The organism is Diaphorobacter caeni, from assembly GCF_015354245.1.
Lineage (GTDB): Bacteria > Pseudomonadota > Gammaproteobacteria > Burkholderiales > Burkholderiaceae_C > Diaphorobacter_A > Diaphorobacter_A caeni.
Map to the genome: position 1 here is coordinate 494,569 of NZ_JADKYZ010000001.1, position 20,765 is coordinate 515,333.

Below are 20,765 nucleotides of genomic sequence, written 5' to 3' on the forward strand. Positions count from 1 at the left end.
TTCAATCCCCGCACACCCGCTGCCCCGAACTCGTCGCCTGCGATTGCGCTCGAGCGGCAGGCGAGGGGGTCAATGGCTGAGCGTCGATCTGGATCCACTGGCTTGCATTCGTGGGGTGCGGCTCCATGGATTCCACCTGATTCACGCGCCGCAGAAAGCAGAAGTTCTCGAACGGCACGGGGGGCTGGTAGCCTTTGACGCCAAAGGCCGTGGCTTCGGGGCCGAGGTATTCGCTGATGGGGGACTCGTAGGAGCCGAAGGCGTAGCCGCCGCGGCGGCTGGCGCCGGGCAGGCCGAGGTCGACGGAGCTGGTGCCCGGTGCGTGGTTCGCGCCGCCGCTGAAACCGGGTGAGAGCGTGACGCGCACCGCGCGGCGCACCACGCGTGCGTCCTCCTTGGCGGACCAGATCATCTTGAAGCGGCCCAGTTGCGCACCCGTTGTCGGAACCAGACGCGTCGCCAGGCGCGCGGGGGCGGCAGTGGGGGGCAGGGCGTTGCTGTCGACGTCGTCATCGAAGATGTCCACCGACACGCTGCGTGACGGATCGCTCGTGAAGCCGATGAGCTTGAAGCGCGATGTCTCTTCCTGCGGCAGATCCGCATAGCGTTCACCGACGGTGCCTTCCAATGCCTCTTCAATGAACACGTAGGCCGGGTCCACGCCGGGCGACGTGTAGATGCCGAGCTCCGCGTCGAGGCCGTGCAGCGAGATGAAGTACCCCTGCGCGTCCTTGTCGATTCGACCCACGTAGTTCACGAAATCGCCGACCCTGAGCGGCGCGGGGAGATGCGGTCTGCAGCCCGGCAGGGCGACTGCTCCGATGCCGGCCGTGCCGCCCTGGACCGGCACGCTGCCGCAGGTGAAGCGCTTGACGGCCGCGCCGGCGGGGCGGTTGCTTGACGGGCACAGCGCATCGTTCGCGCTGCGCGGAACGCACACGGGAAAGCCGGTGCGCGCATGCACGGGAGAGTTGCCGGGGTCGACGGCGAAGCGCTGGTCCTGCGTGGTCTGCGCGCGGCCGTAGATGCCTTCGGGGTCGTTGAGCTTGATGCGCGCGGAGGCGGCATCGCTGCCGGTGCCGGGTTCGGCGCCGACGACCATGCTGCCGTCCGCTGCGAAGCTGCGGATGAAGCCGCCGCCCAGGTGAAACGCGCCTTGCGATATGCGCACGGATCCGGCGAGATAGACGCCGTTGAGGAGGTTGCCCATGACCTCGACCTCGGCGGGTGGCAAGGGGCATTGCCTGCCTGCGAATTCCGGCGTGCCGGGACAGGCGAGCTCGGCGGTGCGCAGATCCTGCAGTGCCAGGCCGCTGCGGTTGGGGTCGATCGTGGAGCGCAGATTGCGCCCTTTGAAAATCTGCTGCGCCGTGAGGTAGCCTCCGGGCATGGTGATCACCAGATTCTGCGGCAGCCGCACGTCCACGCCGCGCACGCGCAGGGTGGCGGCCGATGTCCGGCTGGAGGGCTGGTCGAGCGTGAAGCGTTCGATGTGGCCGACGATGACGAAGCCGCTCGGCGGCTGCACCGGCTGCGCCCACGCGATGGAGACGAGTCCAAGCCACAGCAGCGCGAGCAGGGGATGAGTGCGGACTTTCATGGCAGCTCCTTTCGTGGGTGCTGATCGACAACGGGCGGGGACGAGGCGAAGGATTCGGGAAGCCAGCCGTGTGCGCTGCTGCGGCTGAACGCGAGCGGCGCGCCGGGCAGCGGCGCGTATCCGGTGAGCGTGCGGGTCTGAGCGAGCAGGGATTCGGGGACCACATTGCGGCCGCTGCGCGCCAGCGCTTCCACCGTCGTGCGCGCGGCGGTCTGACCGAGCACGAACCACAGTGATTGCGCCTGCTGCTGTGCGAAGTCGGCCACGGCCAAGGGGACGAAGAGAACGAGGCGATGGTCGAGCCGGGGATCGTCCAGTGGCCTGGCTCGCATGCCGGAGAGCTCGATCAGCTGCCTCAAGTCGACACCCGCATTGCGCCAGCGCGTGCGCAGCGCGTCCACCTCCGCCGCCGGTGCGAAGGCCGCCACGCAAAGGCGTGTGCCGGCAGGCCATGGGCGCGCAGAGTTGGCCTCGGGCATGTCGACGGAACCGGCCAGACCCCGTGGGTCGTGGATGGCGCGCGTGCAGTCGGGAGGCGCGGTTTTCAGCAGTTCGACGGCGATGCGCGCCTGCTGATCGAGGCTGGGCAGCAGCGGCCAGTGCCAGCCCGCGGGATCGGCATCACGCGCCAGAAAATCGAGCGTCGCGATGCTGGGCAGGCGCTGCGCGCGCAATGGCCATTGCTGTTGCTGGCCGGATGTGAGTGCGCTCGCCACGAGTGCGAACACGTCGCTCGGCTGCTCGCGCTCCGATGGGATCAGGCGCAGACGGCGTCCATGCACGCCGCCCGCCGCGTTGGTCGCGTCGATCACGCTTTGCGCGCCCGCAGCGACCTGCGTGCGGGCCGCCGCCTGCGTGAGTCCATCCAGCACCAGACCCAGCCGCACCTCGTTGGCGGTGAGCCCGCGCTGCGGCTGCGCGGCGTTGCCGAGCCAGGGCCAGAACGCATCGAGCGCCGCAGCCTCTTCGGCCGTGGGCGCGTAGCGCGGCATGGCGGGATGCAGGGCGCGGCCATCCGCTCCGCGCGCGTTGCGAAGCGCGTTGTGCAGTGCATCCTCGGCGCTGACGCCCGTCACGCCCTTCACGCCTTTCGCGCGCAACGTGGAAAGGCGCACATCCGGCGCGGCGACGTTGGCCTCGCGCGAGCCCTCGCCAAGCGGGCCATGGCATTGCACGCAGGCCGATGCGAACGCGGGCAAGGGAGCGCCGGAGACGGTGGCGGCGCGCGCGAACGGCTGCGTTCCGTAGTAGAGCGCGCGGCCCTGAGCGGCACTGTCCGACCAGCTCTCGGCTCCCTGTGCTGCACGCGCCGTGCAGGCCGACTGCAGCGCGGCCATCCAGGTCGCGGCGCTGAGCAGCAGAATCAGGGAGTTTCTGGGGGACATGGCGACAGGCTCGTTGTGTGGGCCGAGTTCAGGCCGCCGCCGCGCGCAGCCATTGCAGCAGTTCATCCGCGCTCGCAAGGCCCAGAGAGCGCAGCCAGCGCGATTTGCCGGCGTGGCCGATCCAGGTCTGCGCGGGGTGCTCGGCGAGCGATGCGGCATGCACGTCGAAGGCGCGCAGCACCTCGTCGATGTCGCGCGTGCGGGTGGCGCTGCCGGTCAGCATCCACCAACGGGCGGCTGCGCCGAGACGCGCCTCGTAGCGCTGCGCAAAACGCGATACGGCCTGCGGCGAATCGCCCAGCGGATCGATGGACAGCGAGAGCAGGGTGACGTTGGGCAGGCGTTCCTTGTCCAGCAGCTCCTGCAGCTGCCGGAAGATCGCCGTCTGCGGCGGACAGAAACTGCTGCAGCCGGTGTAGAAAAAATTCACCGCGACCGGACCACTTGCGAGCAACGGCCGAAGCTGCGTGGGCGTGCCGTGGTGATCGAGCAGGCTCACATCGGGCACGCGCGGTGGCTGCGTGTTCCATTGGGGTGGCGAAGAGGGACGCGCCCATGGCGAGCCCGGCAACGCCGTGCAGGCCAACGCCGCACCGGCCACCACGCCTCCAAGTACATCGCGCCTTTGCAGGGCATTCGTTTTCATGGCGTGGCTCCCAGCACGCGGGTGCCGAGCGCACCTGCGTGGAACGGCAGATCCTGCGATGCGCTGCCCACCAGCAGATCGATGCCCGCAGACGCGGGGGCCTGCCGGATGCGGGCCTCGTAGATCCCGTCGCCCGCGGCGCGCATGGCCTGACGGGACTGCCAGCCGCTTCTTCTCTCGAAAGCCAGCAGTTGAAGATCGTGCACGCCGGGCAGCGGGCGGGTTCGCTCCCCTTCGCCGATGCTGAGAGCCGCACGTACCAACCATGCGTCGCCGTCGGGCTGCACCTGCACCAGTCGGGCGCGCACCTGCGCGGCGGCCGAGGCCACGGCGGACTGGTTCTGCGTGCCGATCACGGGGACGTCCAACGCGACGCATTCCGCAAAGCGCGGCTGCACCCCGCTCACCACCAGCTCGTAGCTGCCGCCACGCGGTGCGCGCAGGGTCGCGCGATAGCGGCCCTGTCCCAGCGACTGCAGTCCATCGTCAAGCAACAGCAGCGCGAGCGGGCTGCGCCGGTAGTTGGAGAAGCTGCCGATGGGGGCCATCATGCCCTCGGTGTATTGGTAGATCTGGCCGTCGTGCGGGCTCGCGACGTACATGCCCGCACCATCGGGCAAGCGCTGCAGACGTTGGGCGCCGCTGCCCGCCGAGAGGCTGGGCGTGGCGTCGCGCGGATCGGAGCCTACCGCCACCTGCACCGGCTTGGCCTGGCCGCTGCGCAGATCGGCCAGCGACAGCAGAACGGCGCGCGATGCGGGAGCGCTGTGCAGGTAGGCGAAACTGCCGCTGAAGGCGATGTCGGTCACGGAGGAATCGATCGGAATGGTCTGCAGCACCCCTGCCGTGGCCACATCGATCACCATGACCTCGCGGTCGGTGGCGGCGAGCGCATGTCGTCCCTCGTCGAACAACGCGATGCGCTGCACGGGGCCGCGCGTGGTCAATCGCTGTTGCACGAGCCCCTGCGCGTCCAGCCATGCAAGGCCGCCGTCCGCGAGCGATGCGATGGCGCGCTCGGCCAAAGGACTCCATGCCGCGTGCAGCACTCGGCCGCTGGGAGCGACCTGACCATTGGCGCGCACGATGCCGTTCACGCCAAGTCCCAGCGGCTCGCCGGAGCGGTCCGGCTGCAGCCAGCCCTGCACGCGCGGCGCGGCGATGGGTTCGGGATCGCTTTGCGCGCTGGCGATGCGCAGCCATTCGTCGCGCCCCGCCTGCGCCACCCACACGGCGCCACCGGCCTGCGCGAGCGCGACCGGGCGCGCGCCCTTGGTCAGGGTGTAGCTGCGGCGCACGCGGCGTGCATCGGTGTCGACGACGACGATCTGATCGACCTCGGGAAGCGCCAGCCACACCTCATGCAGGGCGGGGCGCTGCAGCACGGCGGAGGGCGTTCCGGGCAGGGTCACGATGTCTTCGAGCTTGGCCTGATTGAGCCGCAGAAACGGGTTGATGAAGGTGAGGGTGTTGTCCGTGTTCACCGCGAGCAGACGGTGGATGTTGAAGTCCAACGCCGCGCGCCGGCCCAGCCCCGGAGACGCCAGCATGCGCACCTTGTCGCGACAGGCGAGCTCGCCTTCGGCCAGTGTGGGCAGAGGCTTCTGCAGCCATGCGGCGAGCTTGCGCGCGGGCAGCTCGACGGGCTGGCCGGTGGCCTCGTCGCGCAGGGTGAGATCAAGCGTCGCAAGTCCATCCGCAGGCAGCGCAGTGAGCTGCACCTGCATCGTCACCGGGCCCTCGCCCGATGCGTGCGCGGACAGGCAAAGCGCAGCGGCGCAGAGTGCCGGTGCGAAGCGTCGTGCGAGGAGCGATGGCCGCAGCATCTCAGCGCATCCAGTGGTAGACCCAGCCGATGGCCATGCGGCCCATCGCCGAGTCGCAGCGCACCTGCACGCGGATCGACTCGATGCGCTCCATGGGCGACACGCCCGCGCTGAGGAACGCGGCCGAAGTCATCTCACCCGGAAGGCAGACATGGTCGCTCGTGCCGGAGACCGGCGGCATGTCTTCAAACACCGTGGAGCCCGCCAGACGGATCGAGAGCATGGCCTCGTAGGGCGTGCCCACGAGCGCCTGCAGACCTGCGAACAGCCCCACGCTGCGCACGCCCGGCGAAAAGCTCAGCGTGAGAGGGCCCGCGTCGGGCGCAGTGAGCGTCAGGATCGGCGTGCGCCGCTCCAGGTTCAGATTCAGGCCGCCCGCAGGCGAGCAGACGGAGCACTGCATGACCTGCGTCGGGACCGGCGAGGTCAGCGTGACGGCGCACTGCCCGCTGCTGTGCGGGTAGGCGCCGGGCCCAAGCAGCGGCTTCATGGGCGGCTGGTCGCCGGGCCTGAGCCAGCCGATGACGTTGCTGTCGTTGAACTCGGTGGGGTACATCGTATGGGCCATGGCGGTTCTCACGGTTTGGTGGAGGCGTTGGATGATTCGTCGGATGGCCCGCGAACGCGCAGGATGCTCCATGCGCCGCCATCGAACACGAAGCTCGCCTGGCTGCGGATTAGGTAGTCCTTGGGCAGTGCGGCCTTGCCGCCCGCGACCATGCCCAGCGTCACGCCCATCATCGGACCGAAGCCGTTGTAGACACCCTGCCAGCTCAGGCAGCCGGGTTGCATCGGGCCGCTGGAGGTGTCGCAGCGCGTCGCGTCGAACACCCGCGACTGCTGGCTCCATGGATAGAAGGGGAAGCCGTGCCCCGCCACGGTCAGCCCCTGCTGGCGCGTGTGTCCACCGGCATGCACGAAATGCAGGCGCACCGGCTGGCCCGCCGTGGCGTTGATCACCGGCGTTTCGGGATCGCAAGCGAGCGGGCCGTCGCCATTGGGCGGCATGCCGGCCTCACACTGCGCGCCTTGCCTGGCGGAACTCAGCATGCGCGTGAGGTCGAAATTCTCGTTGCGGTCCCCGAAATCCGCCGACGGGCTGCCCGCCGTGCGCGCCCACAGCGGCTCGGTGCGGAAGTTGATGGCCTTGACGCCGTAGTCATCGGGCTCCTCCGCGCCCTTGAGGTCGGGCACCGGAAAGCCGCGCTGCACGGCGCTCACCGCGTCCTGCATCAGCAGCACGTGGTCGCCGTAGCGATGGCCATCGGCCGTGCAGACCGTGCGCGATGCGCCGCCGGGGAAATCGCGCTGGTCGTCGTCGCACACGCGCGATCCCTCGGGGCCGATGACCAGCGCACCGGCCATGCCATGCGCGGCGTGCTTGACCACGTCGCCGAAGCTGCGCAGTGGCAGTCCGCCGAATTCGACCGCGCGGCTCTCCACACGCGTGGCTCCGGCGTCGACCACGCGGTGCAGATCGCGCGCCGACCACACCAGCGTGCGGCTGCAGCGATCGGCCTCGCGCTCCTCGTCGCTTTTGCAGGCCGGCACCAGTGACCCGGGCGCTTGAGTGAGCGAGGTGGCAACCCCGGTTTCTGCGGCCACCAGCGCAGCGTTCAAGCTGACGTTGGAGCCATCGCCGTGCAGCGGGTTCTGCGCCACGCGTGGCGCCGAGAGGCCCACCGTGCTCGACATGGTGAACTGGTTGAGGTTGAAGCCGTCGGTGATCATCGGCAGGAAGTTGTAATGGGCGTGCGCCTCGGTCAGCTGCGTCGTGCGCGGCTGCGCGGGTGCAAGATGGTTGCGCAGCTTCACCGTGATGCACTGGCCCGCGGCGGCGCGCAGCACCAGGGGCTCGATGGGGCGGCGCTGCTGGCGGAACTGCTGCTGCAACTGAGCCCAGTTGTCGGCGTGCGATGCGGTCTGCGCTTCGGCGGGATCGGTGCCGTCGAAGCAGCCCATGTCGGTGAGCTTGCCGGCGTCGCGCCTGCAGGTCCTGCTCTCGCGGTTGAGCACGTAGACCACGGCCTGCGGATCGCGGATGTCGAAGCGGCGGCTGTATTCCAGCCCTGCCGTGGGCGATCCGCAATCGCCCATCAGCTCGCAGACCTTGGCGACGCTCACGTCAAAGCTCTTCACCTCCACGGCTTCATCGAGTGCGCGGCCGCTGGTGCAGGCGGCCGTCTGGGCCTCTGCCAGTTCCGTCGTCGGCGTGGCGGTGGCGCGCGGCACGCGCGCGATGAGGCGGGCAATCTGGTCGCGCTCGTTGACCAGCCCGCAATCGCGGCCCTGCGATGGATCGCAGTACGCGCGCAGCGTTCCCCACATGCCGTCCCAGAGCTGGTCAACAGACGATCCGAAGTACAGATAGTCCGCCTGCGGCAGGCTGAAGTTGGGAATCCGCACGTCGAACTCGAAGTGCTCCGAAATGCCGATGGGCTGCGCATTGGTGTAGCCGGAATGCTCGGAGTCCGGCTTGCTCAGCCACTTCACGCCATTCATCGTGAAGATGTGCTGCGCCTCCTGTGAGCCCTGCACCAGGCGGATCTGCACCGGGTCGCCCTCGTGGCTGGCGAGGATGGGGGTGGCCACGTCGCCGAATGCGCGCCACGACTCGTTGACCTGCAGAGTGCGCCGACTCGCCCTCTCGCGGGCCGCGCAGAAGTCGCGGAAATCCTCGACGTCGCGGCTTTCGAATTGGAAGTCCGGCGCGGCCCCATTGAGCCGCCATTGCGCGGAAGGATAGAGCGCGCAGTTGAAGTCCTGACGCCATTGCTCGGCCTGCCGCACGACGGTGCGCAGCAGGGCTTTCTGCTTTGGCGTGGACTGCATGGCGCGCAGCGTGGGCGACACGAGATCGACCTCGCTTTGCGGCGCCGCGCGGTTGCTGTTCTGGGCAATCCATTTCACATAGCTGCGCGTGGCCAGCTCATGGTCGCGCCGGGCATGCACGGCGCTGGAAAAGCCATTCGCCATGTCGCGCAGGCAGTCGCTGTCGCCCACGCGGCAAGTGCTGCCATCGGCTCGCTTGGATGATTCGGAATAGTCGAATCCGCCGAGCGATGGACTCCAGTGCACATCCGCAATGCGCAGCGCGAGCGGCTCGTTGCGGTAGTTCACCAGCTGAGTGCCGGGGTCTTCGCTGGCGATCACGAGTGGGCGCGCCGGGTTCACCGCCACCTGCCGCTCGCCGAAGCGGCGCATCGACACATCGCGCGGCAGCTCGGTGTTGATGGGTTCGAGCGCGAGGTTGTAGACGGTGGAGAAATCGGCGAACGCCAGCCCGAACTCGCGCCGCGTCTGGTGCGCCTCGCCGCTCGCGCAGCTCACCTCGTTGCCGACCAGATAGGGACTGCTTGCGGGTTCGTTCACGCAGGTGGGCGAGACGATGGTAGCGCGCGTGGAGGTGGGGCCTCCGTCCGTGCGTGTCAAGCGGCCAGGCGTTGGCGTTGGGGCAGAGGCTGGGGCAGTGTTCCCCGTCTGGTCCCGGATCAGCTTCAGGGTGGGGCGGGGCTTGAGCATGGCGATCTGTTCGTCACCGGATCCGCCCAAGGCAATGGGGTCGACACTCAGATCGGCGCCGCCGATGAGGGCGTGCGCAAGGCAAGTTTCGGCACGAGCGGCCGACAGCTGGTCCGCAGCGGTGGCCTGCGCGCCGAGCGCAGAAACGCGTCGGCGCTCCGCGAACGACGCCTTGATGCCTGCGTCCAGCGACAGCGGATCGTCGGCGTTGGCGGACGCCACCGCCGCGCAGGCGGTCAGCAGGCTCTTTCTTTGCACCGGATCGGCCGGTAATTCCGCGCGCCAGACCGAGTTGGCGGGCTCGATCACCAGTGCCGCGTAGAGACCGTGCTGCTGGTGCGAGCTCGGTCCGAAATGGTCGTGCGTGAACACGGTGCGCAGCGTGTTGTCCTTGCCCGCGAGCGGGCCGTTGCGCACCAGAATGGGATCGGCCCACCAGCGCTGCGTGGTGCGCTGTGCGCCGCAGTAGGGGTGGTGCTTGTTCAATCGCTCGAGATAGGCGTGATCGCTTTCGCTCGCACCCTGCGGTGGACACAGGCCCTTGTCGGCGAGTTGCCGATCGCGACCCCTGTTCTCGTAGATCGAGCCGTGGGGCTGGAACAGCGGGTGCGCCTTGGGGCTCAGCACGCGGCGACCGGCGGTGTGGTTGATCGCCATGATGCGCTCGCGCACTTCGTCGGGGCTGTACGCGCCGTCCTCGTAGTTGAAGCCATTGCCCGAGCCGTCGGACGAGGTCACGTCGAACTTCACCAGATGGATGTGCTGGCCGATGGTGTCGGTGGGGGTATAGATCTGGAAGTCGTCGGCGTTGAGTGCGCTCGGCACGAAGTTGCTCGACTTGAAGTTGATGCAGTCACCCGAGTTGGCGCGAAAGAACAGCGGCTCGGGCATCTTCGTGCGGTTGTTGGCGTTGATCACGTCCTTGATGTCGTCTTCGAGAATGACGATGCGGCCCTGCGGGTCAAACCAGCCATGGCGGTTGACGGTGATCTCGGTCTGGATGAACGCGGCACGGTAGTCGCGCTTGGGCGCGTTGATGGGGCAGGGGTTGGCGAACGGGGCGCCGGGCGCGCGGCCACGGCCGTTCACGCGGAACAGGGGCTCGCCGTCGGGCGGGTTCATGTCGGCCGTGCTCGCGGCAAAGGCGGTGCGGTAGCCGTTGCCGTAGGTCCACCAGCCAGGGCGGGGCTGCGTGTTCATGACAACCGGGTTCAGTCCTCCGTCGGCCAAGGAGGCGGGCTGCGCGAGCTTCCCTTCGTGAAAGCGCATCGCCGCCTTTTCCGCCGTCGTTCCTTCATGCGGAAGCACCTCGATTTCCAGCGATTTCCACTCGCCCGCGAGCGCTTCGAATGCCGTGGGAAATTCGCGCGCGACCTTGGCGCCGATGAGCTGGGCCGCATCGCCGCCCTTGGCCTTGGCGGCATCGAGAAGCTTGCGGTAGCCCGGCGTTCCGGGCCGCTCGCGCGCCAGCATGGAGACCTCGCCGCTCTTGACCACGTGGCGCGGAAGGCCGCCGTCCACCACCTTGGCGGGGTCGGGGGGCTGGGTGTAGTCGGTGTAGCTGGTGTCGTTGACGTCCATGTCGAGCACCGGCTGCGGTGGGCGGTGTCCGGGCTGGCCCGCGACATAGAACGGATAGCCACGGAACGCGGCGCTGGGCATGGGCGCCAGCGCGATGCCGGGCAGCGGGACGATGGCGGGACTGGCGATGCCCTCGGCCACTTCGGCGTCCGGCAGGCTGCGGCTTTGCGGATCGTTGCTGGCGCTCACCGGCTTGGCGGGGTCGAAATTGCCGCGATGCAGGCCGCTTTCGAACACGTCGTGCACGCGCCAGAGCTCCCACATGCCCTGCGCGAAATGCGGGTAGAGGTGGCAGTGAAAGATCGAGTCGCCCACGGTCAGGTTGCGGTTGCCCGAGCCGCCGAACTCGATGCCGTAGCTGAAGGTCGCGCCCGGCGCGATCGTCTGCGAGTCGAGGTAGGTGGAGTTCGGGTCGCTCGCGTCCATCACCCACTGGTGCGCATGCAGGTGAAAGACGTGTGTCTCCTTCGGGCCCGCATGCAGGTTGCGGAACACGACGGGGTCGCCAAGGTAGCTGTGGTGCACGTTCGATGGGTCGTCGGGATAGCGCGCGCCGGTGGGGCGCTCTCCGTTGCCGTCCCACTTCAGGACCAGCGCCGGATCGCCGTTGGCCCAGGACGAGAGGAAGAACTCCTCCGCGCGGCACTCGGGGCATTTGGCGGCCGGTCCGACGCCACGCTGCGGCTGCGCGGCATAGGCCGTCGAGCCCATGCTGGAGACGCCGTAGTTGATGCCCATGCCGTCCTTGATGTAGTGCAGCGGGTTGTCCTCGTCCTCGAGCTCGGGGAAGGCCTGGACCGCGTGCACCTCGTCATGCAGGATCACGGTGAACTCGCGGAACGACGGCTCGCAGCGCTGGCCGTCGACCAGCGTGTCTTTCATGCGGGTCTCGCAGCGCTTGTGCTGTGCGGCGCTGCGCACAATGATGGCGTTGAGATCGCTGTGCACGATCTCGCCGTTCTGCACGAGCGAAATCTGCTCGTAGTCCACTTTCTCGAACGGATGCGCGTCGCCGCCGGCCGGCGTTTTGGTCACGCTGCGCATGATGTCTTCGTCAACCTGAGAGCGGTACCAGCGCGACTGCGGAGGCTCCACGTTCACCGCCGCAAACAGGCCCAGCCCGATCTGCCCGCCATCGCCCTCGCCGCCGATGGGTGCGGCGGTGGAGTGTGCAAAGAAGCTGCCTTCACGCGGCGCGGACCAGAGCGTGACCGAGACCTGGCCGGGCTGGATCACCGATCCGCTTTGGTAGCGGTTCCTGACGTCGCTGGAAGTGCCCGGGTTGAAGAAGATGCCCTGCTGGTTGCGCAGGCCGACATAGGTGCCGTCGCCGCCGCATACCGCGTTCACCGGGCAATGGCGCGGCTGCTGCACATCGAGGCCCGCCACGAAGAACGAGGCGCTGCGCGTGCGCGGGGCATCGACGCTGACCTTGGAGAGCGGCTTGAGCCGCCGCGACGATGGACTGCCGATGGGGTCCATCAGATGGGCGGGCGCCGCCGCGACGCGTTCGCCGTTCAGAGGCACCGTGGGGTCCGGCGGTTTGCCGCCTTCGTCCTCCCACTCAGGAGCGAGCCAGTTGTGCAGCGTCACCTGCAGGCAGCCGCCCTCGTGCGCGCGCAGCACCAGCGGTCGCGGGCGCTTGTCCTCGCGCAGTCTGGCGTTGCCGGGGCCTGCGGGGCCCTTGCTCGAATCGAGCGCCACCACGTCGCGCTTGAGCGCATACATCATCCCCGCAGGCACGAAGGCGCCAAAACGGTTGAGCACATAGGCCTGCTCGAGCGCGACGATCTCCGCACGCGTGGTGTTGCCCGGATGGCATTGCGTGGCGGCCTGCGGTGGCTGGGGAGGGGCCTGCGGAGTCGGCTCAGGGGCGGTGGGCGGCGCGGTGCAACTGGCCAACGCCACGGCAAGGAACAGGACGGGGACCAGAACCCGCATCGGGTCATGGGGCGGAACCTGCAGCACATGACGGGGGGCGCGCGCGTCCTTGTCACCGACTCCCGTGGTTCGACTGAATCGCATCATGTTCTCCCCTCGTGCGAAGCGTTCGGGCATGGCGCTGCCGGCGTGCAGACAGGGCCGCAGGGCGGTTCATTGTGTAGACGGGCTACATCACGGTGGTCGTGTATCGGGGCGGTCTTGCGCGGCCTGGCGATACAGGAGCTGCCCCGCATGGCCTGCGCACCGGTCGCAGCGCATGGTGATGCTGCGACGCTGATCTCCACGTCCGTGCCCGTTCTTTGTGTCCCCTCGAACGTGAGCACATCGGTGCGTGGATTTCTAATTCATTGGCACGCTACCTACGGAGTCAGACGGCGTGAGCGGGTCTTGTCCGCTGCGGCCTGGCGCGCGCATCCGCCGAAACGGCTGGTGGATGCGGCGAAAAGTACCTGAGCGCTCACTTCGTCTGTGTCAACTGCACCGTAGCATGTTTGTGCAAATTTGATGTAACGTGGGAATCCATAGGAATTGTTAACGAATTCCAAACCAAAAAGGAGTCGTTGCTGACCGATTTCAGGTTCACGACTCTTGCGATTGCTTACCACGCATGGACTTGATCGTCCGGAAATTCTCCCGATTTGACGGCCCGCACATAGGCCTCGATCGCCCCGCGCACCGAGCCCGCATCCTGCATGAAGTTGCGCACGAACTTCGGGTTCTTGCCCAGATTCACGCCCAGCATGTCGTGCATGACCAGCACCTGCCCGGCGGTGCCGCTGCCCGCTCCGATGCCGATGGTGTGGCAGGTGGCGAGCGCCTGGGTGAGGCTGCGCGAGAGCTCGGCGGGCACCATCTCGAGCACCAGCATCGACGCGCCCGCTTCCTGCAGTTCGGCGGCCTGACGGCGCAGCGTGGCGGCGGCCACGTCATCGCGGCCCTGCACGCGGTAGCCGCCGAGCGCATGCACGGTCTGCGGCGTGAGGCCCAGATGCGCGCAGACCGGCACGCCGCGCTCGACGAGGAACTGCACGATGGGCGCGGTCCAGCCGCCGCCCTCGAGCTTGATCATGTGGGCACCGGCCTGCATCAGTCGGCTCGCGCTGCGCATCGCCTGCTCCTTGCCCTCCGCATAGCTGCCGTAGGGCAGGTCGCTGACCAGCCAGGCCGTGGCCTGCGCGCGGTGCAGACCACGCGCGACGCATTCGGTGTGATAGGCCATGTCGTCAAGCGACACGCCCACCGTGCTGTGCAGGCCCTGGCAGACCATGCCGAGCGAGTCGCCCACCAGAATGCACTCGACGCCCGCCGCATCGGCCACGGCCGCGTAGGTCGCGTCGTAGGCGGTGATCATGGTGATCTTCTCGCCCGCTTCGCGCATCTGCGCGAGGCGCGGCAGGCTGATGGGCTTGCGCTGCGGCATCGGTGATGCGGGCGGGATGGTGCCGTAGGGGGTGCCCGTGGTGGATGTGGTGGATGTGCTTGTGGTGTTCATGGCGTTGCCTCCGCGTTTTTGAAAATTGGGGCAGTCTATAAGAGAGCCCGGAACCGCGCCACGGTGCAAGGACATGCGCGGAGCTTCGAGAGGATCCCCCACCGCATGGAATAATTTGCGCCCCATGCCCGCCTTGCCCAGAATGCCTTTCGCCCTGATCGATTTCCCCCAGCCGCATCACCCGGAATCGGCGCGCATGCGCTGGCGCTTTGGCGCGCCGCTGCGGGTCTGGCAGGCACATGCGCTGTCCGAAGTGCGCGATGTGCTCGACGCCGTCGAGCAGGCCGCGCGTGCCGGGCGCTGGTGCGTGGGGGGGCTGGCCTACGAAGCCGCGGGAACGTTCGACACCGCTTTTTCCACGCACATTCCGAAGAGTGCGAAGAGTGCGAAGAGTGGATCGCCGCTTGCATGGTTTGCCGAATTCGACGGACCGCTGACCGATGATGCCGATGCGCATCCCGAAGCCACTCACGCGCTTGCCCACATCCACTGGCAAGCTGGCGCGCATTCCGAGCCTGCGCGTGGCGCATTCGAGGTCGATATCGCGCGCATCCACGCGGCCATTGCGGCGGGCGAGTGCTACCAGATCAACTACACAGCGCCGCTGCATGGCGAGCTGTTCGGCTCATCGCAAGCATTGTTTGATGCGCTGCGCGCGTCGCAGCCCGATGGCTATGTGGCAAGCATGCCATGGGGTGAGGAGCAGGTGCTCTGCCTGTCTCCGGAATTGTTTTTTGACTGGGATGGCGAGGCGCTGCTCACGCGCCCGATGAAGGGCACGGCGGCGCGCGGCGCGACGCCCGGGCAGGACGCGGCGCTTGCCGAGCATCTGGGCACGTCGCCCAAGGAGCGTGCGGAGAACGTGATGATCGTCGACCTGCTGCGCAACGATGTCTCGCGCATTGCGCAGCCGCACAGCGTGAAGGTGCCCCGTCTCTTTCATGTCGAGGCGCTGCCTACCGTGTGGCAGATGACCTCGGACGTGACCGCGCGCACGCGCCCCGGCACGCGGCTGGTCGATGTGTTCGCGGCGCTGTTTCCCTGTGGCTCGATCACCGGCGCGCCCAAGGTGCAGGCGATGCGCCTGATCGCCGAGCTCGAATCCGCGCCGCGCGGAGTCTATTGCGGCGCGCTCGGCATCGTGCGGCCGGGCGATGCGCCGGGCCAGCTGCATGCGACCTTCAATGTGCCGATCCGCACGCTCACCGTGCGTGATGAGCAGGTGCAATGCGGCATCGGCAGCGGCATCACCGCGAGCGCCAACGCGGCGGACGAATGGCTCGAATGGAAGCACAAGCGCGCTTTCATCGACCGCGCGCTGCCACCGCTGGAGGTGCTCGAAACGCTGGCGCTGAGCGGTGGAGATTTCAGGCATCTCGACCGGCATCTCGCGCGCATGCGGGCATCGGCCAAGCACTTCCGCATCGACTGGCCCGAAGCACAGATCACCGCGTCGCTCGACGCCCTGCGCGCGACACACGCGGAAGGCGACTGGCGCGTGCGTCTGCTGCTCGGCAAGCAGGGGGCGTTCACCGCGCAGGCCTTCGCGCTGGCCGCGACGCCACAGCCCGTGAAGCTCGCTCTGGCCGACCGGCCCTTCATCGCCGCGCACAGCGATTTCGTGCGCCACAAGACGACGCGGCGCGGGCACTACGCGGCGTGGGAGCCTGCGGCGGGCAGCGGCGTGTTCGACGTGATTCTGTGGAACGAGGCGGGCGAGATCACCGAATGCACGCGCGGCAATGTCGCGATGCGGCTCGGCGATGGACGCTGGATCACGCCGCCGCTTGCCTGCGGTCTGCTGCCCGGCGTGGGGCGCGCGCTGGCGATCGAGTCGGGGCGGGTGCGCGAAGAAGTGCTGCATCTGCGCGACATCGACAAGGTCGTTCAGTGGGCCTTCATCAACAGCCTGCGCGGTTGGCTGGACGCGGATCTCGTGCGCTGACGGTGACTGTGAAGGCGCGCGCGGTATAACGCAAAAACCGCGCGGAATTGTCGGCTGCGATTAATCCAGCATGACAAAGTAGGGTACGCGGGCTTGTCCCTGAATTGTCACACTTAGTCACTCAAATTGACTTGTCCCGACATCGGGCCAGGCCGGTTTGCCAGTGAGCCACCGGCTGTTCGTTTGATCCATTCAATCCATTCCATGAACAGCATGAACAAGACCCTCGTCGCCATCGCCGCATTGCTCGCCGCTGCGGGCGCATCGGCACAATCCTCGACCTCCTCGGTCACGCTCTTCGGCGTGGCGGATGTCTCCGTCGCCCACCTCAAGAGCGACACCAACAGCGTGAGCGGTGTGTCGAGCGGCGGCGTGTCCAGCAGCCGCCTGGGCTTTCGCGGCGTCGAAGATCTGGGTGGTGGCCTCAAGGCAGGCTTCTGGCTCGAAGGCGGCATCGCGGTCGACAACGGCGGCAGCGGCTTCAAGTTCGACCGCCGCTCCACCGTCAGCCTGATGGGTGGCTTCGGCGAGGTGCGCATCGGCCGCGACAAGACGCCCGCGTACCTCAACATCGAGACCTTTGATCCCTTCGGCGACGTGGGCGTGGGCGGCGTGAACGGCGCCAACCTGATCGGCGGAACGAGCGTCGCGGTCGGCACGCCCGAGGGCAGCGGCCACAAGCGTGTGAGCAACAGCATCAACTACATCCTGCCCAAGCTCGGCGGCTTCTACGGCCAGCTGCAGTACGGCTTCGGCGAAAAGGCCGACGGCATCGCCAACGACCGTCTGGGCAGCTCCGCCGCCGTGCGCCTGGGCTACCAATCCGGCCCGCTGAACGTGGCGGCTGCCTACGGCACGACACGCGGTGGCACCGATGCCAAGGGCGTCGACTACAAGGCATGGAACGTGGGCGCCGCCTACGACTTCGGCATGGTCAAGCCCATGGCCCAGTTCGCCACCGAGCGCGGCAACTCCAGCCAGCGCGTGGACATGTACCTGATCGGCGCGACCATGCCGCTCGGCGCGGGCGAACTGCGCGCGGCCTACTCGCAGATCAGCACCAAGCGCATGAACGACGCCGACACCCAGCGCTTCTCTCTTGGCTACGGCTACAACCTGTCCAAGCGCACGCAGGTCTACGCGACGATCGCGCACATCAAGAACGATGACAACGCCAAGCGCGGCTTCGCGGTCTCGTCGTCGTCGCTGATCAGCCCGACCATGACGGCCGGCGACAGCGCAACGGGATTCGAGTTCGGCGTCCGCCACTCGTTCTGACCGTTCCTGCGTTGGGACCTGTTCCTGCCTGGTGGGGAAGCGAGCAGGTCCTTTCTATCAACGCAACTTGGCCTGCATTCTTCGGAATGCGGGCTGTCTGTCTTTGCGCTGCTGATCGGTACGTCGAAGATGTTGGCCAATACGAACCGCCCGAACTTCGGGTCAATGGGCCGGGAAGGTGACCAGCGTCTCGTAGCTGATCTGCGTGGTCTTCGCGTTGCCCGTCACCGGTATGCGCAATATGGCCTGGAGCTGGTTGGTTCCGGCCTTCGGTGTCACCGCGACCAGACCGTTCGCGTCCGACATCACGGGTTCACCTTTCTCGCCGAGCGAGACGCGCACGCCCTGTTTGGGCTGGCCGTCGAACAGCACCTGGAACTGCACCGGCTGGCCTGCGTGCGCGGGCTGGTGGGTGCGGGCGACGAGTTCGAACTTCTGGCCCAGTTCCTTTTTCGACAACACGCCCCATTGGATGAAGGTCTTGTGGAACTTGAGCGCGTGCACGCCGCTGGTGGCGCCGGGGTTTTCGTCCATCGGCTTGTTGACCATCGGACCGTCGCCGACCCGGCTGTAGAAGCCGTTGTCGAACTCCGCGGAGAGCATCGCGGCTTCTTTTTTGGGCGTCACGCGGGCACCGTCCTGCAGGGGCTCGATCTTCACATCGATCTTGCGTCCGCGTCGGTCGTAGGCCTGCACGCTGGTGAGCTTTTCGATGGGAAAGCTCTCGAGCTTGCCCTCATGGCCGCCGAACTGCACGGTGTAGGCGCCGTTGGCATCGGGCTCGAGCCAGACGTTGTGGGCCTGCGCCAGCGGGGTGGTGAGCAGGGCGGCGAGGCAGGCGGTGCGCAGGTGTGCGAGTGTCATGGCTGAAAGATCAATTCGGAAAAAATCTAGAAGCGCGCATGGACGCCGACCTTGAAGGTGCGCGGCGCGCCGGGCGTGTAGAGCTGCATGCCACCGATCATCGAGGACGAGGTGGCGTGGACCTTGTCGGTGAGATTGCTCACCAGGGCGTAGAGGCGCAGGCCATTCATGGGCAGATCGTGGCTCAGGCCCAGGTCCCATGTCGCGAAGCCGTTGTGGAAGGCGGCGTTCGCGTCGTTGACCGCGTAGCGGCCCACGCGTCGCCAGGTCAGTGTGGTCTCCCATGCCGGGGCGGGGCGCCATGTCGCGCCGAACGTGGTGGTGGTGCGCGGCACGCCTGCAACGCGGTTGCCGATGAGCGCGGCGTTGCCGTTCTCGAGCACGCGCGAGTGGGCGCTGCCCCAGGCCAGCTGCAGATCGATATTGCGGTGCGCGGCCCACAGCGCGCTCATCTCCACGCCGGTGCGGCGGGTGCGGCCGTAGTTCTCGTAGACGCCGGGCGCGACGTTGCGGATCTCATCGGACGAGATCATGCGGTACGCGGCAAGGTCCACTACCAGATCGGCGAAGGGCTTGAGCTGCACGCCGACCTCGGTCTGGCGAAAGACGTTGGGACTCAGGCTGGCCGCGCCGAGCGCGTATTTGGCGAACGTGCTGGGCAGCGCAAAGCCTTCGGACCAGCTGGTTCGGAACAGCACGCCCGGCGCGACCTGCGAGCGCACGCCGAACTTGGGGCTGCCGTGCGACACGCGGTTGAGCGCGCCGCACGGGTCGCTGCCGGTCTCCGCGCCATTGCGTTCGCAGTCGCCGGTGAAGCGGTCCCAGCGCATGCCCGCCGACACCTGCAGCAGCGGGTGAATGGGCGCGTCGATCTCGCCGAAGGCCGAGACGCTGTTGAGCCTGGATGTGCGGTCGCTGATCGCGGGGTTCACGCGCGCGCGGCGGTCGAGGCCATCAAAGTATTCGTAGTCGGTCGATTCGCGGAACGCCTCGATGCCCGCCACCCATTTGAGTGGCGTGAGGGAGGTCTGGTGGCTGCCGTTCAGGCTGGTGCCCGCGCCGTAGACCGCACGGTCATAGTTCTCTTCGCGCTGGCGCCATGCGGTGGTGCTGACCGGACGGCTGAACCAGCGCGTGAAGCTCTGGCGCGTGGTGTAGGCGAACGACAGCCAGGTGAGCTCCGGCGCGAGCGAGTAGCGCGCATCGGCGCGCAGCGTGGCGAAGTCCTTCTTCGCGCCGTCGTTCATCGCGCGTGGGTCCTTGCCGTAGGGATCGGTGGCGAACTGCGCGCCCGTCAGATAACCCGGCGAGTCGCCCTCGCTGTGATGCAGTCGGCCCGACACGGCAATTTCCAGATCGCCCGAGACCTGCTTGCTCCAACGTGCGGCCAACGTGGTTCGGTCGTGGTCGGACTGCGTGCGCCAGCCCTTGGTGCGGTAGTGCTGCGCTGCCAGATTCAGATGCTCTCCCTCGTCGATCTTGAGGCCGAACGCGGCCTGCGCATCGAGCGTGGCATGCGACGAGAGGCTCAGATCGGCCTCCTTGTACTGCTCGCTTTTGCGAGTCTCGATGGCCATGAGCCCCGCGCGATTGAAGTTGCCGTACAGCGCCGACACGGGTCCCTTGTAGACCGTGAGCCGCTGGATTTCGAGCGGCACGATCACGTTCAGATCGACATATCCATCGGCATGCGACATGGCCTCGTTGAGCGGAATACCGTCAAGCACCACGCCGATGTCGCCCCCATGCCCGCCACCGCCAAAGCCGCGCATCACGATGGCGTCGCCCACGCCCGAGAGGTTGTAGTTCTGCACGTTCATGCCGGGCACCTTGCGCAGCAGATCCTGCGGATGGCTGATGTGCGCGTCCTGAAAATCCTGCGTCGTCAGCTCGGTGGACGAATAGGCCGCAGCGGCGCCGCGCGTGGTCTGGCCCTTGATTTCGATGGTGGGCAGCGAGGCGACGGATTCCTGCTCCGATGCGTGGACGGAAGCAGAGAGGAAAAGCAGCGCGCAGGTGGCGGCGAGAGGATGGGGGTGAAAGAAGGCTCGTGGGTGCATGGCGCGGGGTGCGGGAAGCAGGTCTCCTGATCGTTATGAGCAGAAGAGCATGCAAGGTCCGTACCTGCGGTAACGCTGGTGTGAGGCAATGCACGCCTGGCATTGCCCCAGCTTGGTGCATCCGGTATGGAGTGGCCGCGTGGAGGATTGTGCGGCTGTCAGTTTGTCTTGCAGTTGTGTCGCTCAGGTGAAAGAGTTGCTTTCGCCTGAGCGTGAGAGGGAGGCCTTACAGCCGTTCCTTCACATAGCTCGGACGGTCCATGTCCACGATCTCCACGCTGAGCTGGACCATCACGCCCGCAGGACGCGGCGTGTGCTTGCGCAGCACCACGGCAACCTGTTCGGCGAGTTCTTTCTTCGCCTCGGGCGAGCGGCCCGAGAGCAGGCGCAGCTGGGCGTGCACGAAGCCGCGATTGGCGGGCTGGTTGCCGATCTCGAAATGCTCGATGCGGTTGGTGCGACTCTTGAGGTCGGCCTCTTCCTTGATCTCAGGATGCGCGCACAGCGCGGCGTTCACGTCCTTGAGGATCTGTGCCTGCGGAAAGTCGGTGAGATTGGCGCTGTAGTCGATGACGAGATGGGGCATGTCGGAGGTCTCCGCAAAACGGGGGGATTGGAAAAA

General features: G+C 67.4%; 12 protein-coding genes. 2 read left to right on the forward strand and 10 right to left on the reverse strand.

Annotated features, from left to right (window positions below):
- Position 1 precedes the first annotated feature (1 nt).
- The 7 genes from ISG32_RS02265 to panB all read right to left on the reverse strand — a co-directional run bounded on the left by ISG32_RS02265 (position 2) and on the right by panB (position 13,996).
- The gene (locus ISG32_RS02265; protein ID WP_194769381.1) at positions 2 to 1,600 is read right to left on the reverse strand and encodes a hypothetical protein; all 1,599 of its coding nucleotides are present in this window, start codon (positions 1,598 to 1,600) and stop codon (positions 2 to 4) included.
- A complete protein-coding gene (locus tag ISG32_RS02270; protein WP_194769382.1) occupies positions 1,597 to 2,985 on the reverse strand; it encodes a type 1 periplasmic-binding domain-containing protein in 1,389 nt (462 codons plus the stop codon). The genes ISG32_RS02265 and ISG32_RS02270 overlap by 4 nt, the downstream gene beginning before the upstream one ends.
- 28 nt (positions 2,986 to 3,013) lie before the next feature.
- Positions 3,014 to 3,631 carry an SCO family protein gene (locus ISG32_RS02275; protein ID WP_194769383.1) on the reverse strand — a complete coding sequence of 206 codons (618 nt, stop codon included), beginning with the start codon at positions 3,629 to 3,631 and terminating at the stop codon, positions 3,014 to 3,016.
- The gene (locus tag ISG32_RS02280; RefSeq protein ID WP_194769384.1) at positions 3,628 to 5,457 is read right to left on the reverse strand and encodes a YncE family protein; all 1,830 of its coding nucleotides are present in this window, start codon (positions 5,455 to 5,457) and stop codon (positions 3,628 to 3,630) included. Before ISG32_RS02280 ends, ISG32_RS02275 begins: the two co-directional genes overlap by 4 nt.
- 1 nt (position 5,458) lies before the next feature.
- Complete coding sequence (locus ISG32_RS02285; protein ID WP_194769385.1) at positions 5,459 to 6,025, reverse strand: hypothetical protein; 567 nt, start codon at positions 6,023 to 6,025, stop codon at positions 5,459 to 5,461.
- Between the two features lie 8 nt (positions 6,026 to 6,033).
- The gene (locus ISG32_RS02290; RefSeq protein ID WP_194769386.1) at positions 6,034 to 12,585 is read right to left on the reverse strand and encodes a cupredoxin domain-containing protein; all 6,552 of its coding nucleotides are present in this window, start codon (positions 12,583 to 12,585) and stop codon (positions 6,034 to 6,036) included.
- A gap of 517 nt (positions 12,586 to 13,102) precedes the next feature.
- Complete coding sequence (panB, locus tag ISG32_RS02295; protein ID WP_194769387.1) at positions 13,103 to 13,996, reverse strand: 3-methyl-2-oxobutanoate hydroxymethyltransferase; 894 nt, start codon at positions 13,994 to 13,996, stop codon at positions 13,103 to 13,105.
- 124 nt (positions 13,997 to 14,120) lie between these two features.
- On the opposite strand from panB, the gene ISG32_RS02300 reads away from it, so the two are divergent.
- Positions 14,121 to 15,941: a chorismate-binding protein gene (locus tag ISG32_RS02300; protein WP_407645016.1), complete on the forward strand. Its 1,821-nt coding sequence runs from the start codon at positions 14,121 to 14,123 to the stop codon at positions 15,939 to 15,941.
- A 204-nt stretch (positions 15,942 to 16,145) separates the two neighbouring features.
- Positions 16,146 to 17,219, forward strand: coding sequence for a porin (locus tag ISG32_RS02305; protein ID WP_407645017.1), 1,074 nt, complete (start codon positions 16,146 to 16,148; stop codon positions 17,217 to 17,219).
- A 162-nt stretch (positions 17,220 to 17,381) separates the two neighbouring features.
- On the opposite strand, the gene ISG32_RS02310 is transcribed toward ISG32_RS02305, so the two are convergent.
- The 3 genes from ISG32_RS02310 to ISG32_RS02320 all read right to left on the reverse strand — a co-directional run bounded on the left by ISG32_RS02310 (position 17,382) and on the right by ISG32_RS02320 (position 20,729).
- Positions 17,382 to 18,083: a DUF4198 domain-containing protein gene (locus ISG32_RS02310; protein ID WP_194769388.1), complete on the reverse strand. Its 702-nt coding sequence runs from the start codon at positions 18,081 to 18,083 to the stop codon at positions 17,382 to 17,384.
- A gap of 26 nt (positions 18,084 to 18,109) precedes the next feature.
- Positions 18,110 to 20,143, reverse strand: a complete 2,034-nt coding sequence (locus ISG32_RS02315) for a TonB-dependent receptor (RefSeq protein ID WP_194769389.1) — start codon at positions 20,141 to 20,143, stop codon at positions 18,110 to 18,112.
- A gap of 226 nt (positions 20,144 to 20,369) precedes the next feature.
- The gene (locus ISG32_RS02320) at positions 20,370 to 20,729 is read right to left on the reverse strand and encodes a 5-carboxymethyl-2-hydroxymuconate Delta-isomerase (protein ID WP_194769390.1); all 360 of its coding nucleotides are present in this window, start codon (positions 20,727 to 20,729) and stop codon (positions 20,370 to 20,372) included.
- Positions 20,730 to 20,765: the final 36 nt, after the last annotated feature.

What these genes read in the sequence shown, in the direction of transcription:
- ISG32_RS02300 (WP_407645016.1), top strand. Translation starts at nt 14,121, where the DNA reads ATGCCCGCCTTGCCCAGAATGCCTTTCGCCCTGATCGATTTCCCCCAG.
- ISG32_RS02290 (WP_194769386.1), bottom strand. Translation starts at nt 12,585, where the DNA reads ATGCGATTCAGTCGAACCACGGGAGTCGGTGACAAGGACGCGCGCGCC.
- ISG32_RS02265 (WP_194769381.1), bottom strand. Translation starts at nt 1,600, where the DNA reads ATGAAAGTCCGCACTCATCCCCTGCTCGCGCTGCTGTGGCTTGGACTC.
- ISG32_RS02275 (WP_194769383.1), bottom strand. Translation starts at nt 3,631, where the DNA reads ATGAAAACGAATGCCCTGCAAAGGCGCGATGTACTTGGAGGCGTGGTG.
- panB (WP_194769387.1), bottom strand. Translation starts at nt 13,996, where the DNA reads ATGAACACCACAAGCACATCCACCACATCCACCACGGGCACCCCCTAC.
- ISG32_RS02315 (WP_194769389.1), bottom strand. Translation starts at nt 20,143, where the DNA reads ATGCACCCACGAGCCTTCTTTCACCCCCATCCTCTCGCCGCCACCTGC.
- ISG32_RS02285 (WP_194769385.1), bottom strand. Translation starts at nt 6,025, where the DNA reads ATGGCCCATACGATGTACCCCACCGAGTTCAACGACAGCAACGTCATC.
- ISG32_RS02320 (WP_194769390.1), bottom strand. Translation starts at nt 20,729, where the DNA reads ATGCCCCATCTCGTCATCGACTACAGCGCCAATCTCACCGACTTTCCG.
- ISG32_RS02305 (WP_407645017.1), top strand. Translation starts at nt 16,146, where the DNA reads ATGAACAGCATGAACAAGACCCTCGTCGCCATCGCCGCATTGCTCGCC.
- ISG32_RS02270 (WP_194769382.1), bottom strand. Translation starts at nt 2,985, where the DNA reads ATGTCCCCCAGAAACTCCCTGATTCTGCTGCTCAGCGCCGCGACCTGG.
- ISG32_RS02310 (WP_194769388.1), bottom strand. Translation starts at nt 18,083, where the DNA reads ATGACACTCGCACACCTGCGCACCGCCTGCCTCGCCGCCCTGCTCACC.
- ISG32_RS02280 (WP_194769384.1), bottom strand. Translation starts at nt 5,457, where the DNA reads ATGCTGCGGCCATCGCTCCTCGCACGACGCTTCGCACCGGCACTCTGC.